Here is a 13,773-nt window from a genome sequence, read left to right as displayed (position 1 = left end):
GAACGCCCGTGGGGGCCCGTGTTCACGCCACGTCCAGCGTGGCCGCAGGCCCCACCGCGGCCACCCCGAAGCGGGCCCGTGCCCGGTCGACGGCTGCCTCGACGCGGTAGGCCTTGTCGTCCGCGAGGTCGAACGTCAGCTGGCGCGAGGCGAGTGCGGCGTCGCCGAGCCCTTCGGCGCGGAGTGCCACGGCCCGTACCCGGGCGCGTTGCAGTCCGAGCGCGGTGTGCAGCGCGTAGGCCGTGGCGGTCAGCGCCGGGGTGTGGGCGGTCGGCTCGGCGAAGGTCCTGGAGCGGGTGGTCGAGGAGCCGTCGGCGTAGCGGACGGTGAGCGTCAGTCCACGGGCGACCTGCCGGCCCTCCCGCAGCCGGGCACCCAGGCCGTCGGCGAGCGTGAGCAGCGCGCGGCGCCGGTGCTCCGCGTCCAGTTCGTCGTGGGTGAAGCGGTGTTCGGCGCCCATCGAGCGGGCCCGCTCGTCGGGGGTGACGGGGGTGGGGTCGATGCCGCGGGCCCGTTCGTGGATCCGGCGCCCGGCGGTCGCGCCGAGGATCCGTTGCAGCGCGGACAGCGGCGCCCCGGCGATCCGGCCGATGCTGTCGAGGCCGTAGGCGCACAGGGTGCGGGCGGTGGCGGGCCCCACCCCGTACAGCGCGGCGGCGGGTTTGCGCGCGAGGAAGGCCGTCACCGCGTCCGGTTCGTCGGGGAGGGCGCGGACCGCTCCGGGCGGACCGTCCTGCGCGGCCATCCGCGCGAGCATCGGGTTGGCCGCGATCCCGACCGTGCAGTCCACGCCGTAGTGGGCGAGCGACCGGACCCGCAGGATGCCGGCGAGTTCGGCGGGGTCGTGCCCGAAGTAGCGCAGCGCGCCCCGGACGTCCATGAGCGCGGCGTCGGGGGGCAGCGCCTGGACGACGGGTGTCACTTCGGCGAGCAGGGCGAGCAGGCCGTCGTATGCCTCCTCGTCGAGGGCCGTGCGGGCGGCGGGGTGGAAGTGCGCGTACAGGACCGTCGTCGCCCCCTCGTGTCCCTTCGCCGCCCCCTCGTATCCCTTGCCGGTGCCGGGCCCCCGGTCCGGGGGCGCCGGGCGGGCCGGGCCGTCGTCCGGGACCGGGGAGAGCCGTCGGGTGTTCATCCCGCACTCCCCTGGCTCGCGTGCCACAGCTTGCGGCCGGTGGCCGCGCCCTCGCCCGCGGGCCGGAGGTCGGACCAGGGGTGCATGGCGTAGCCGGTGGGCAGGTGGATCCGGCGGTCCGGACCGGTGGTGGCGGGCTCGGCCGCGGGGTCGGCCGCGGCTTCGGCCAGGACCGCCGCCACCGCGCCCAGCCCGCCTTCCGCGCGCAGCGCGGTGAGTTCCGCCAGGTCCCACGCCGCCGCGCCCACCACGCTCAGGCTGCGCGGTCCGCGGCGTTGCACCACTCCGCGGACCAGCAGCAGCCAGGAGTGGAAGACCGTGTGCGCGCACGCGGCGTGGGAGTCGTCGAAGAAGGCGCAGTCGACCAGACCCGTGCCGTCGTCGAGGGTGGTGAAGACGACCCGTCTCCCGGAGCGGACGGGCGGGGTCTGGACGGCGGTCTTGGCGCCCGCGACCAGGACGGTCTCACCGTGCCGCGCGTCGCGCAGCCGCTTCGCCGACAGGGCGCCCAGCTCCGTGAGGAACTCCCGGTGGTCGGACATCAGATGGCGCGAGGTGTCCATGCCGAGCACGCTCAGCTCCGCGCCGAGGCGTTCGGCGTCGTCGAGGTCGGGCAGGCCGGCCGGTTCGGCCCGCGCGCTGTCGACCAGGGGCAGCTGGGCGGTGGTGCCGCGCTGCCGCCGGTGGAGTTCGGCGATGTGCAGGAGCAGGTCGCGGCGGTTGGTCCCGAAGGCGTCCAACGCCCCGACCCGCGCGAGCCGTTCGGTGACGGGCCGGGAGGGGTGGGCGCGCAGCCACAGGTCCTGGAGCGAGGTGTAGGGGCGGCCGGCCGTGATGCGGCCGGTCTCGGCCTCGGTGATGCCGTGCACCTCGGAGAGCGCGAGCCGGATGCCGTACCCCTCCTTCTCGGACACCAGTTCGATCCGATAGGCGGCTGCCGACCGGTTCACGTCCAACGGCAGGATCGGGACCCCGCGCCGCCGCGCGTCCGCCAGCAGCAGTCGTTTCGGGTACATCCCCGGGTCGTGCGTGAGCAGTCCGGCGTAGAAGGCCGCCGGGTGGTGCGCCTTGAGCCAGGCGGACTGGTAGGTGGGCACGGCGAAGGCCACGGCGTGCGCCTTGCAGAAGCCGTACGAGCCGAAGGCCTCGACGATCTCCCAGGTGCGGCGGGCGGCGTCGGGCGGGTAGCCGCGCCCCGCCGCCTCGGCCGCGAACCAGGCGCGCACCCGGCCCAGCAAGGCGGGGTCGGACAGCGCGCGGCGGGTCTCGTCGGCGAAGTCCCGGTCGCAGCCGGTCATGATCCGCAGGATCTCGATGATCTGCTCGTGGAAGACGACCACGCCGTAGGTCTCGCCCAGCGCCTCCGCCAGGTCCGGGTGCGGGAAGCGGACGGGTGCCCGCCCGTGCCGGGCCTCGATGAAGGGCCGCACCATGTCGGCGGCGACCGGGCCCGGCCTGAAGAGCGAGATGTCGACCACGAGGTCGTGGAAGGTCGAGGGCTGGAGCCGTCCGATCAGATCGCGCTGGCCGGGTGATTCGATCTGGAAGCAGCCGAGCGTCTCGGTGGAGCGGATCAGCTCGTAGGTCGCCCGGTCGCCCGGCCGCACCTGGGCGGGGTCGTCCAGGTCGACCCGGCGGCCGGTGGCCCGTTCGATCTCCTCCACCGCGTGCGCCATCGCGGACTGCATCCGCACCCCCAGGACGTCGAGCTTGAGCAGCCCGAGGTCCTCCACGTCGTCCTTGTCGAACTGGGACATCGCGAACCCCGCGCCGCTGGTCGGCACGACGGGGGTACGGCCGCGCAGGGTCGCGTCCGACAGCAGCACCCCGCACGGGTGCATGGCGATACCGCGCGGCAGCGCGTCCAGTGCCTCGACGAGGTCCCACAGCCTCTTGTCGGCGGGCCCGTGCCGCCCGGCGGCGACGCCGCGCAGCTCGGGCAGTTCCGCCAGGGCGGACCGGGCGTCGCGGGCCCGGATGTGCGGGAAGGCCTTGGCGAGCCGGTCCACCTCGGCGGGGTCCATACCGAGGGCCGCGCCCACGTCCCGTACGGCGTGCCGCACCCGGTAGGTCTCGGGCATGGCGACGGTCGCGACGCGCTCCGCGCCGAACCGGTCGAAGATCGCGCGGTAGACGTCCAGCCGGCGCGCGGACTCCACGTCGATGTCGATGTCGGGCAGCGCGGCCCGGTGCCTCGACAGGAAGCGCTCCATCAGCAGCCCGTGTTCGACGGGGTCGGCGTGGGCGATGCCGAGCAGGTGGTTGACCAGGGAGCCCGCGCCGGAGCCCCGGGCGGCGACCCGGATGCCGAGCGCGCGGGTGTCGTCGACGACCTGGGCAACGGTGAGGAAGTACGAGGCGAAGCCGTGCTCCTCGATGGTGCGCAGTTCGAGGTCCAGCCGGTCCCAGTAGCGGCGGTCGCGGTCGTGGCGGCGCAGCACCAGGCCCGCCGCGCAGCGGGAGCGCAGCACCCGGTCGGCGGTGCGCGGCCCGGCGCCGACCAGATAGGGCTCGGGGAAGTGGACGGAGCCCAGGCCCAGGTGGTCCTCGGGGTCGACGAGGCACGCGGCGGCGGTCTCCTCGGTCATGGCGAGCAGCCGGTGCGCGGTGTCGCGCCGGAAGCCGGCGGCCTCCGCGATCCGCCCGGCGAGGGCGGCCATGTCACCGGGCCCCTTGAGCCAGCGCTCACCGCCGTCGAGCCCTTCGGGCCGGCGGAAGTCGATCGGCACCAGCCGCCGGGACGCGTCGAGGACGTCGGCGACGGGCCCCTGCCCGGGGTCGGCGTAGCGCACGGCGTTGGTCAGGACGGCCGGTACGCCCTGTTCGACGGCGAAGCCGGTGGTGCGGGCGGCGAGCCGCAGGGAGCCGGGGCCGGTGCCGGTGCGGCCGTGGCAGACGACCTCCAGCCGCAGGGCGGCACCGAAGCGTTCACGCCAGGGGGCGAGCAGCCGCGCGGCCCGGTCGGGGCGGCCGGCGGCGAGCGCGCGGCCGACCTCGGAGTCCGCGCCGAGCAGCACGGTGACCGGGGCGCCCGTGCCGCGGGAGCCGAAGAGCCCGGCGAGGCCGGCGAGATCCGTCCAGGTCAGTTCGGGCCGCTCGGTGCCGCCCGCGTGGGCGGCGGAGACCAGTCCGCACAGGGCCGCCCAGCCGGCCGCGCCGTCCCGGGCGAGGAAGACCGCGCGGGGCGCGGACTCGTCGACGAAGACCCCGCCGCGTACCGGGGTGCGCCGCCGGACGGTCGGGCTCGCCCCGGGCTCGGGTTCCCGTACGGCCAGGTCCACGCCGAACAGCGGGCGGACCCCGGCCTTCACGCTCGCCTTGGCGAACCGGACCGCCCCGGCGAGGCTGTCGCGGTCGGTGAGGGCGATCGCGTCCATGCCGCGCTCGGCGGCCCGTTCGGCCAGCCGTTCGGGGTGCGAGGCCCCGTAGCGCATCGAGAACCCCGACGCGGTGTGCAGGTGCGTGAACCCTGCCATCGCACCTCCTGCGTGTGTGCACCCCCTGACCTTCCGGACCGCCCTCCCGGTATCCACCATAAACCACTGCTCGAACGTTCGTACGAATCAATCCGGCCACCGCCCCTCTCCCACCCTCATCCCCCTCGAACGGCCCACGCCACCTGCGGCGGCCCACCGGGCCCCGCACCATATAAGGACAAAAGGATCAGACCGGCGAACGAACCGGAGCACGAACCGGCGCGGCGAGGAGCGACGCATGGCCAGCTATATGACCGGCGGCACCCACCCCTCCTTCCTCCAGGAGGTGCGGACCGCGGTGACCGGCCGGGCCGCACTGCTGGTGCTCGGGGTGCTGGTACTCCAGCTCGCGTTCATCACCTCCTACATCGGCGCCTTCCACAGCCCGAAGCCCACCGACATCGCGCTCGGCGTCGTCGCCCCGCGGCAGATCAGCGGACAGCTGACGGAGAAGCTCGGCGCGCTGCCGGGCGACCCCCTCGACCCGCGTGCCGTCGGCGACCGGGCGAAGGCCGAGCGGCAGATCCGCGACCGCGACACCGACGCGGCGCTGATCGTCGACCCGCGCGGCGACACCGACACCCTGCTCGTCGCCAGCGGTGCCGGCGCCTCGCTCTCCCAGGCCGTCGAGACGGTCGTCACCCGTGCCGAGCGGGCCGAGAAGCGCCAGGTGAAGGTCGTCGACATCGCCCCCGCCGCCCGGGGCGACGCCCGGGGGCTGTCCTCGTTCTACCTGGTGGTGGGCTGGTGCGTGGGCGGGTACCTGTGTGCCGCGATCCTCGCCATCAGCGCCGGCGCACGCCCCGCCAACCCCCGGCGGGCCTTCGTCCGGCTGGGCGCGCTCGCCCTCTACTCGATCGCCTCGGGCCTGGGCGGCGCCGTCATCGCGGGCCCGGTCCTCGACGCGCTGCCCGGCAGCATCCCCGGCCTGTGGGGCCTGGGAGCGCTGGTGGTCTTCGCGGTCGGCGCCACCACGCTGGCCCTCCAGGGGCTGGCGGGCGTCCTCGGCATCGGCCTCGCCATCGCGGTCGTGGTGGTGATGGGCAATCCGAGCGCGGGCGGCGCCTACCCCTACCCGCTGCTGCCGGGCTTCTGGCGGGCCGTCGGCCCCGCCCTCCCCCCGGGCGCCGGCACCTGGTCCGCCCGCTCCCTCGCCTACTTCGGGGGCAACGCGCTGACCTGTCCGCTGCTGGTGCTGTCCGCGTGGGCGGTGGCGGGCACCGTGATTACTTTCGTATGTGCCGCGTTCCGGCGGAAGACACACGGCATGACGCCCTCTTGAGGCTCCGGGCACGGCGCTTGGAAGCACGCGCGCGCCGACAGATGCTCTGGTGAGCGGTGGTGTCGGGCGGACCGTACGGCCACCCTGGTGAGGTGGGTCCGGACTGCGGAGGCGCGCCGACGCCTCCGGCGGAAGGGGGAGGCGGCTGTGGCGTTCGGAACGGGCGATGACGGGGGCAAGACCCCGAGGCCGCGCCGCTGGGACCGCGCCGTGGTGATCGGCGGCGGATACGCGGGACTGCTCGCCGCCCGGGTGCTCTCGGAGACCTTCGCCCGTGTCACCATCCTCGAACGCGACCGGCTGCGCCCCGGCGGCGGCCCGCGCGACGGGGTGCCGCAGGCCCATCATCCGCACGGCATGCTCGCCCACGGCGGCCAGTTGCTGGAGGCCCTCTTCCCCGGTCTGCGCGGGGAACTCGCCGCCCTCGACGCCCCCGTCTTCGACTTCGGCACCTCCTACCGCACCCTGCTGCCCACCGGCTGGGCGCCGCGCACCCCGCTGGGCATACCGCTGCAGTCGTTCAGCCGGCCCACCCTGGAGGACCGGCTGCGCCGGCGCGTGAGCGCCCTGCCCGGGGTGCACACCCTCGACGGCTTCCACGCCGACGGCCTGGTCATCGACCGCGCCACCAACCAGGCGCGCGCGGTCACCGGCCGCCGGCTCTCCCAGCGGCCCACCGCCGGCAGCCTCACCATCGAGGCGGATCTGATCGTGGATGCCACCGGGCACGCCTCCCGGCTGCCCCGCTGGCTGGAGAAGGCCGACTTCCCCCGCCCCGAGCAGCTCGTCGTCGACACCCGGCTCACCTATACCTCACGGCTGTACCGGATCCCCGGGACCGGGCAGCGGCCCGACTGGCTCGCCTCCGTCGAAACCCCCCACGCCCCCGACGTGCCACGCGGCGGCGGCATCCTCACCGTCGACGGCGGGCGCTGGCTCGTCTGCCTCATCGCGGCGGCCGGCGACCTGCCCCCCACGGACGAGGCGGGGTTCAGGGAGTTCGCGGCCACGCTGCGCAATCCCGATGTCGCCGCGTGCGTGGCGGAGGGCACGCCGCTCTCCCGCGCCCACCGCTACACCCACCCCGGCAACCGCTGGACGCTCTTCCACAAGGTGACCCCCTGGCCGGACGGGCTGATCGCGCTCGGCGACTCGGTGTGCACCTTCAACCCCGTCTACGGCCAGGGGATGACCGTGGCCGCCGCCGAGGCCACGCTGCTGCGCAGCATGATCCGCCAGTGCGCCACGGCCGGGGACCCGGCCGGGCTGGCCCAGCGGTTCCAGCGGCGCTGCGCCCGGATCGTCCGCGGGCCGTGGACGCTGACCACCGGCGTCGACCCGGCCGGCCGTGCCTGCCGGGCGTCGATGGTCCACCGGATCGCCCGCTGGTATGTGCTCAACCTCCTCGCCGTCCTCCCCGAAGACCCCGCGGTCTACCGCCGGTTCGCCCGCGTCCAGCACATGCTCGGCAGCCCGGCGGGGCTGGTCCATCCCGCGGTGCTGCTGCGTCTGCTCCGCGCCGCCCCGCGCAGGGACGCGCCGCGGCCGCTGCCCGGGGCGGCGCTCGGTCTGCCGGGGGCGCTGCCCGGGCCGTTGCCGGGGCCGTTGCCGGGACCATTGCCCGGCGAGTGAAGCCACGGGCGGCGGCGCGGAGCACCGTCCCGCGCCACCGCCCGTCCCCTCCACGAGCGGCGGCGCGGATTTCTCACCCCGGAGGTCACATCGTCGCGGCGAGCAGCTCCCGCGTATAGACGGCCTTCGGGTCGTCGAAGACCTCGTCACGCGAGCCGCTCTCCACGACGACCCCGGCCCGCATGACGGCGACGCGGTCGCAGAAGTGCCGTACGACGGCGAGGTCGTGCGACACGAAGAGCAGGGAGAGCCCGAGCTCGTCGCGGAGGTCCATGAGCAGATTGAGCACCTGGGCCTGCACGGACACGTCGAGGGCGGAGACCGGCTCGTCCGCGATGATCAGCCGGGGACGGGGGGCGAGCGCGCGGGCGATGCCGATGCGCTGGCGCTGGCCGCCGGAGAACTCGTGCGGGTAGCGGGTCAGATGGGCGGGGTCCAGCCCGACCTGTTCGAGGAGTTCGACGGCGCGGGCGCGGCGGGCGGCGGCGTCCAGGTCGGTGTGGATCCGTAGCCCGGTGGTGACGATCTCCTCGACAGTGCGGCGCGGGTTGAGCGAGGCGTAGGGATCCTGGAAGACCAGCTGCACGTCGCGGCTCAGCTCGCGGCGGAGCCGGGGGTCGACGGCGGCGCGCGCGATTTCCCGCCCGTCGAAGCGGACGTCTCCGGCGGTGGGCCGCTGCAACCCCGCGAGGACGCGGGCGGTGGTGGACTTCCCCGACCCCGACTCCCCGACGAGCCCGAGGGTCTCCCCCGGCTCGATCCGCAATCCGACCCCCCGCACGGCCCGCACGGGCTCCCCCCGCCGCCCCCACGGCCCCCGCCGCCGCCCACCGAACTCGACGTGCAGGTCGACGACTTCGGCGAGGGGCCTCTCGGCCGCAGCAGCCATGTCCGCCGCGACGTCGCCCGGCCCGGGTGACGCGGACCGGCGGTGCCCGGCGAGACCAGCCCCCTGTCCGGCACCGCCGGAAACCGCCGCCGGTCGACTCGCCGTCGCGACGGAAAGAGGCACCCCGGCCCGTGCCGCGTCCAGCGGTTCCGACACCGCGGCCCCGGCGGCAGGCCCCGCCGCGACGGCGCCCGGCCCGGGCGGCGCCGACCGATTCGCCGTCGCGGCGGAAAAGGCCACCCCGCCGCCCGGCAAGGGCAAAGGCACGGTCGGCAAGCGCGTGCCCGGTGTCGACGTCAAGGTGGGGGCGGCGCCGATCAGGGCGCGGGTGTACGGGTGTTCGGCGGCCGTCAGGAGTCGGCCGGTCGGGCCCTCTTCGATCAGGTGGCCGTCACGCATGACCAGCATCCGGTCGCACGTCTCGGCGACGACGCCCACGTCGTGCGTGATGAGCAGCACCGCCGTGCCGCTCTCCTGGCGCAACTCCGCGAGGAGGGAGAGCACCTGCCGCTGCACCCGCGCGTCGAGCGCGGTCGTCGGCTCGTCCGCGATCAGTACGTCCGGCGCGTTGATCAGCGCCATGCCGATCATGACGCGCTGCCGCATCCCGCCGGAGAACTGGTGCGGATAATCCCGGGCCCGGGCGGCCGGGATCCCGACCCGGTCCAGCATGTCCGCCGCCCGGGCGCGGGCCGCGGCCCGGCCCGCGCCGGAGTGGACCCGGTATGCCTCGGCCAGTTGCTCCCCCACGGAATGGAAGGGCGACAGCGAGGCCAGCGCGTCCTGGAAGACCATGGCGATCCGCGCACCGCGCAGACCGCGCAGGCGGGCGTCGGGGGCACCGACGACCTCGACGCCCCCGACGGTGATACTGCCCCCGACGCTCGTCCGGGCCGCGTCGTGCAGCCCCATCGCCGCGAGCCCCACCGTCGACTTGCCCGAGCCGGACTCCCCCGCCAGGCCGAGGACTTCACCGCGGGCCAGGTCGAAGGAGAGGCCGTCGACGGCGGTCACCGCACCGTCCGAGCCGGAGAAGGAGACGGTCAGGTCGCGTACGCGAAGAACCGGTGTCATGCCAGCCTCACCCTCGGGTCGAGCCACGCCACCACCAGGTCGGCGACGGCCACGAACACCACCACGAAGAAGGCGGCGAGCAGCACCGTGCCCACCACCGTCGGCAGGTCGTTCTGGACGACGGCGTCGACGGCGAGCTTGCCGACCCCGCCGAGTCCGAAGACGGTCTCGGTGATGAACGCCCCGCCGAACAGCGCACCCGCCTCCAGGCCGAGCAGCTGCACCAGTGGGGCGGCGGCGCCGCGCGCCGTGTATTTCAGATGGGCCCGCAGTACGCCGAGGCCCTTGCCGCGCGCGGTGCGCACGTACCCCTCGTGCATCGTCTCCAGCATCTGCGCGCGGGCGAGGCGGGCGAAGACGGCGGCGTTGACGAAGCCGAGGACGAGCCACGGCAGCAGCAGGCCCGCCGCCCACGCGCCCGGCCCGTCGCCGAGAGGGCTGTAGCGAGGGAGCGGGAAGAGGTCGCTCGCGTAGACGAGCAGATACTGCAGGGCGTAGCCGAGGAAGTAGATCTGCACGCTCGCGCCGACGAGGGTGAAGCCCGACAGCAGCCGGTCGGTGAGGGTGCCGCGGCGGAGGGCGGCGAGGAAGCCCACGCCGACGCCGAGCACCCCGATCACCACGAGCGCGCCGGCGGCGAGTGACAGCGTCACGGGGAACCGGTCGCCGATGGCGTCGAGTACGGGCTGGTGGAGGGTGTAGGAGTAGCCGAGGCAGGGGGCGGCGCAGTCGATGGAGCTGCCGTCGACGTCGGCGATGGTGCGCCCGGCGACGAGGCCGCGCAGATAGTCGGTGTACTGGGTGACGAGGGGCTGGTCGAGTCCCATGCTGTGGCGGACGGCCTCGACCTGTGCGGTGTCGCACTTGGGGCCGCAGGCGATGAGCGCCGGGTCGGAGGGTGCGGCGTAGAAGAGCCCGAAGGCGGCGGCGGTGATCGCGAGGAGCACCGCCGCGGCCTGCAGGGCCCGCCGGAAGACGTAGCCGGTCATGCTTCTCAGGACTCTTCTCAGGACTTCTTGAGGTACAGCGAGGCGGCGGCGATGGACCCGTAGATGGGGTGGATGGCGGCGCCGCCGATGTTCGCGCCGCGGAACTGGGAGACGCTGGTGTAGAGGAAGGGCACGACCGGGACGTCCTTCATCACGGTGCGCTCCAGGGCGATGAGGGCGTCGGCCTTCTGCTGGGCGTCACCGATCCCCGCGATGCGCTCCAGCTCCTTGTCGACCTCGGGGTTGGCGTAGCGGATGGAGTTGGCGAGGGCGTCGAGCTTGCTGTGGAAGCTGTCGGGCAGCAGGGTGGCCGGGGTGGGCCAGTCGACGGAGTTGGTGGACAGCCACATGTCGTAGGGGGCGGGGCCGCGGAAGACCTCGTTGTGGAAGGTCGCCTTCTCCAGCGGCTTGACGACCAGCTTGACGCCCGCCTTGGCGAAGGCGTCGACGAGGACCTGGGCGAGGCGGTCCTTCTCGGGGGCGTCGCTCTCGTAGGCGTAGGTCAAGGTGGTGACCTTGGTCTTGGCCCGGGCGAGGTGCTCCTTGGCCTTCTCGATGTCGCCGGTGGGCTTGACGGGGTAGAGGTCGTACTTCTTCCAGCCGACGACGGCGGGTGAGGAGAGGGTGGTGGCGAAGTCGCCCAGGCGCGGGCCGCCGAGGACCTGGCGGGCCTGCTCGCGCGGGAAGAGGTAGTGGATGGCCTTGCGGACCTCGGGGTCGGTGACCCGGCTGTTCTTGATGTAGAGGTCGTTGGTGTAGGCGCCCCGGCTGCCCGCGACGATCAGTTCCTTCTTCTTCGGGTCGCGCGCGGCCTCGGCGTACAGCTCCGGCGGCACCTCGTCCTTGGTGGTGACGGTGTCGGGGCCGGCGCCGCGGGCGTTGAAGACCTCCTGCGCGGTGTTGAGGGTCTTCTTGCCGAAGGTGAACTCGAAGCGTTCGGGGTACTGGTGGCGGATCGGGTCGGTCTCCGCCTTCCAGTGCGGATTGCGCTCCAGGGTCAGGCTCTGGTTCTGCTTGTGTTCGACGATCTTGTACGGTCCGGTGGCGAACGGCCGTACGTCGTAGCCGGTGCCGGTGTCCTTGTCCTCGCGCACGGGCGAGGAGGAGGACTGGGCCGCCATGTACGGCACGTCGGACTGCGGCTTCGGGAAGCGGAAGACGATGGTCTTGTCGTCGGGGGTCTCGATCGCCTTGAGGTCACCGTCCTTCGGACCGCCGTACTTCTTGACCGCGGCGCTGCGGTCCTCGGAGTCGGTGAGCCACTCCGGCCAGTAGGTGGGGCCGAGTTCGAAGCCGGGCGCGAAGGTGCGCTCGATGCCGTACTTGATGTGCGCGGAGGTGATCGGCTTCCCGTCCTCCCAGGCGACGCCGTCCTTGAGCCGGTAGGTCCAGGTGCGGCCGCCGTCGGAGGACTTCCCCGTGTCGGTGGCCAGGTCGCCGACCAGCTTGGGCCTGCCGTCCACGACCTGATACTGGGTCAGCTGGCGGCCCCACAGCAGCGAGGTGCTGTAGCCCTCGCCCGCGTAGACCTTCTGCGGGTCGAGGTGGGAGTAGTCGTTGAGGTTGGCGACCTTGACGGTGCCGCCGGACCGTGCGCCGGACACCGCGGGCGCCGGGCCCCGGCTGTCCGCGGCGGTGCCGAGCGCGACGGTCAGCCGCTGACCGCTCTTGGCAGCCGTGGCGCCGCCGCCCTTGGCCCCCTCCGCGCCCTTGCCCGCACCGGCCGAGCAGGAGCACATCAGCAGGGCGGCGGCAGTGGCGAGCGCCGGGACGACTGTGCTGCGCGGACGGATGCGGGCCATGGTGAACTCCGTTGATCGGAAATGGGAAGAGGAAGGGGAAGCGGCGCGCCCCATGAGGGGCACGGGGAACTGCGCGGCAGGCCGAAGCCGACCCGCAGTCGGCAACGCTTCCGGCGGAAGCCTCAGCGCGCGGTCCGGGGATCGAGCGCGTCCCGGACCGCGTCGCCGAGGAGGTTGAAGGCGAGGACGAAGACGAGGATGGTCACGCCGGGGAAGACCATGTAGGTCGGGTCGTCGTAGAAGACCTCGGAGCCCCGGGAGATCATCCGGCCCCAGTCGGGGACGGGCTCGTCGATGCCGACGCCGAGGAAGGACAGCGCGGCCTCGGCGGTGACGATGCCGGGCACGGCGAGCGTGATGTGGACGAGCACCGGCGCCCAGACGTTGGGCAGCAGTTCACGGAAGACGATGTGCCGACGGCTCGCCCCGAGGGCCCGTGCCGCTTCGATGAACTCCCGCTCGCGCAGCGACCGTACGGCCGTGCGCAGGACCATCGCCAGCGGCACCCAACCGAAGGCGGCGAACACCGAGATGAGCACGGTGAACTGCATCCAGACGGGTTCGTTCTCGCCGGGGTCGACGAAGCGCGTCTCGACGACGGGGCCGAGCGCGAGGAGCAGCAGCAGTGTCGGGAAAGCGAGCAGCACATTGCATACGAAGGTGAAGGCCCGGTCGGCGATGCCGCTGAGGTAGCCGACGGTGACGCCGAGGACGATGCCGACAACGGCGATGACGGCGACGGAGGCCAGGGCGACCAGCAGTGACGTCCGCATGCCGTAGAGGAGTTGGGCCAGCACGTCGCGGCCGAGGCCGGGTTCGATGCCGAACCAGTGGTCGGCCGAGATGCCGCCGCCGGGCAGGACGGGCAGGCCCTCGGGGCTGAGCAGGCCGGGGGTGTTCTGCCCGTAGTGCTCGGTGGCGTCCTTGCCGTAGAGCGCGGCGATCAGCGGGGCGGCGAGCGCGAGGGCGGCACACAGCAGGACGACGGCGAGCGCGGCCATGCCGGTCCGGTCACGCCGGAAGGCCCGAACGGCAGTGACGAAAGGGCCGCGTGAGACGGGGCCCGAGGGTCTGTCTGAGTGCTCTTCGGCCATTGCTGCGGCGCTCCTGAATCGCTCCGGCCGCCGCGCTGTCATCGGGCGAGCCTCTTTTCGGCCGGACTGCGAGGGTCTCTCAAGTCGGGCTGCGGATCATTAGATCCAATGGTCAACCGCGCCGCAAATCGTTCTTTTGAAGGCCCCTCTGCCATTTAAGCGATGATTACAAGGAATCCTTGCTGGTCAACGCTCCTGAAACATTAATTCCCACCATTCCCACCCAATCCGGGCGCCCGTCGACGCCCGCCGTTTCCCTGAGGACACATACGAGACCTGCCTCACACGAAATCACGCCACTACCCAGGGTTTTCAACCAGCGACCGAAAGTGTTCGATCGGTGTGCGTTCATGCTCGCGTTACGCAAGACTCCGTCCGTTATCTGAAGCAACCACCAAAGGAG

General features: G+C 73.3%; 8 protein-coding genes. 2 read left to right on the top strand and 6 right to left on the bottom strand.

What is annotated here, in order from left to right:
• Positions 1–22: 22 nt before the first annotated feature.
• Positions 23–1,132, bottom strand: coding sequence for a DNA polymerase Y family protein (locus ACZ6MA_RS18065; RefSeq protein WP_469434788.1), 1,110 nt, complete (start codon positions 1,130–1,132; stop codon positions 23–25).
• The gene (locus ACZ6MA_RS18060; protein ID WP_469434787.1) at positions 1,129–4,608 is read right to left on the bottom strand and encodes a DNA polymerase III subunit alpha; all 3,480 of its coding nucleotides are present in this window, start codon (positions 4,606–4,608) and stop codon (positions 1,129–1,131) included. Before ACZ6MA_RS18060 ends, ACZ6MA_RS18065 begins: the two co-directional genes overlap by 4 nt.
• Positions 4,609–4,846: 238 nt before the next feature.
• Between ACZ6MA_RS18060 and ACZ6MA_RS18055 the strand changes: the two genes are divergently transcribed.
• Both ACZ6MA_RS18055 and ACZ6MA_RS18050 read left to right on the top strand, forming a co-directional pair.
• Complete coding sequence (locus ACZ6MA_RS18055) at positions 4,847–5,890, top strand: ABC-2 transporter permease (protein ID WP_469434786.1); 1,044 nt, start codon at positions 4,847–4,849, stop codon at positions 5,888–5,890.
• 147 nt (positions 5,891–6,037) lie between these two features.
• Positions 6,038–7,522, top strand: a complete 1,485-nt coding sequence (locus tag ACZ6MA_RS18050) for an NAD(P)/FAD-dependent oxidoreductase (protein ID WP_469434784.1) — start codon at positions 6,038–6,040, stop codon at positions 7,520–7,522.
• Between the two features lie 85 nt (positions 7,523–7,607).
• On the opposite strand, the gene ACZ6MA_RS18045 is transcribed toward ACZ6MA_RS18050, so the two are convergent.
• The 4 genes from ACZ6MA_RS18045 to ACZ6MA_RS18030 all read right to left on the bottom strand — a co-directional run bounded on the left by ACZ6MA_RS18045 (position 7,608) and on the right by ACZ6MA_RS18030 (position 13,370).
• Positions 7,608–9,485, bottom strand: coding sequence for a dipeptide ABC transporter ATP-binding protein (locus tag ACZ6MA_RS18045; RefSeq protein ID WP_469434783.1), 1,878 nt, complete (start codon positions 9,483–9,485; stop codon positions 7,608–7,610).
• Positions 9,482–10,474: an ABC transporter permease gene (locus ACZ6MA_RS18040; protein ID WP_469434782.1), complete on the bottom strand. Its 993-nt coding sequence runs from the start codon at positions 10,472–10,474 to the stop codon at positions 9,482–9,484. The genes ACZ6MA_RS18045 and ACZ6MA_RS18040 overlap by 4 nt, the downstream gene beginning before the upstream one ends.
• Before the next feature lie 17 nt (positions 10,475–10,491).
• Positions 10,492–12,276: an ABC transporter substrate-binding protein gene (locus tag ACZ6MA_RS18035; protein ID WP_469434781.1), complete on the bottom strand. Its 1,785-nt coding sequence runs from the start codon at positions 12,274–12,276 to the stop codon at positions 10,492–10,494.
• A gap of 122 nt (positions 12,277–12,398) precedes the next feature.
• Positions 12,399–13,370 (bottom strand): ABC transporter permease, encoded by a 972-nt coding sequence (locus tag ACZ6MA_RS18030; protein WP_469434779.1) that lies wholly within the window; start codon positions 13,368–13,370, stop codon positions 12,399–12,401.
• Positions 13,371–13,773: the final 403 nt, after the last annotated feature.

This window comes from Streptomyces sp. NPDC042259, from assembly GCF_055582085.1.
This window is presented reverse-complemented; position numbering and strand designations above follow the sequence as displayed.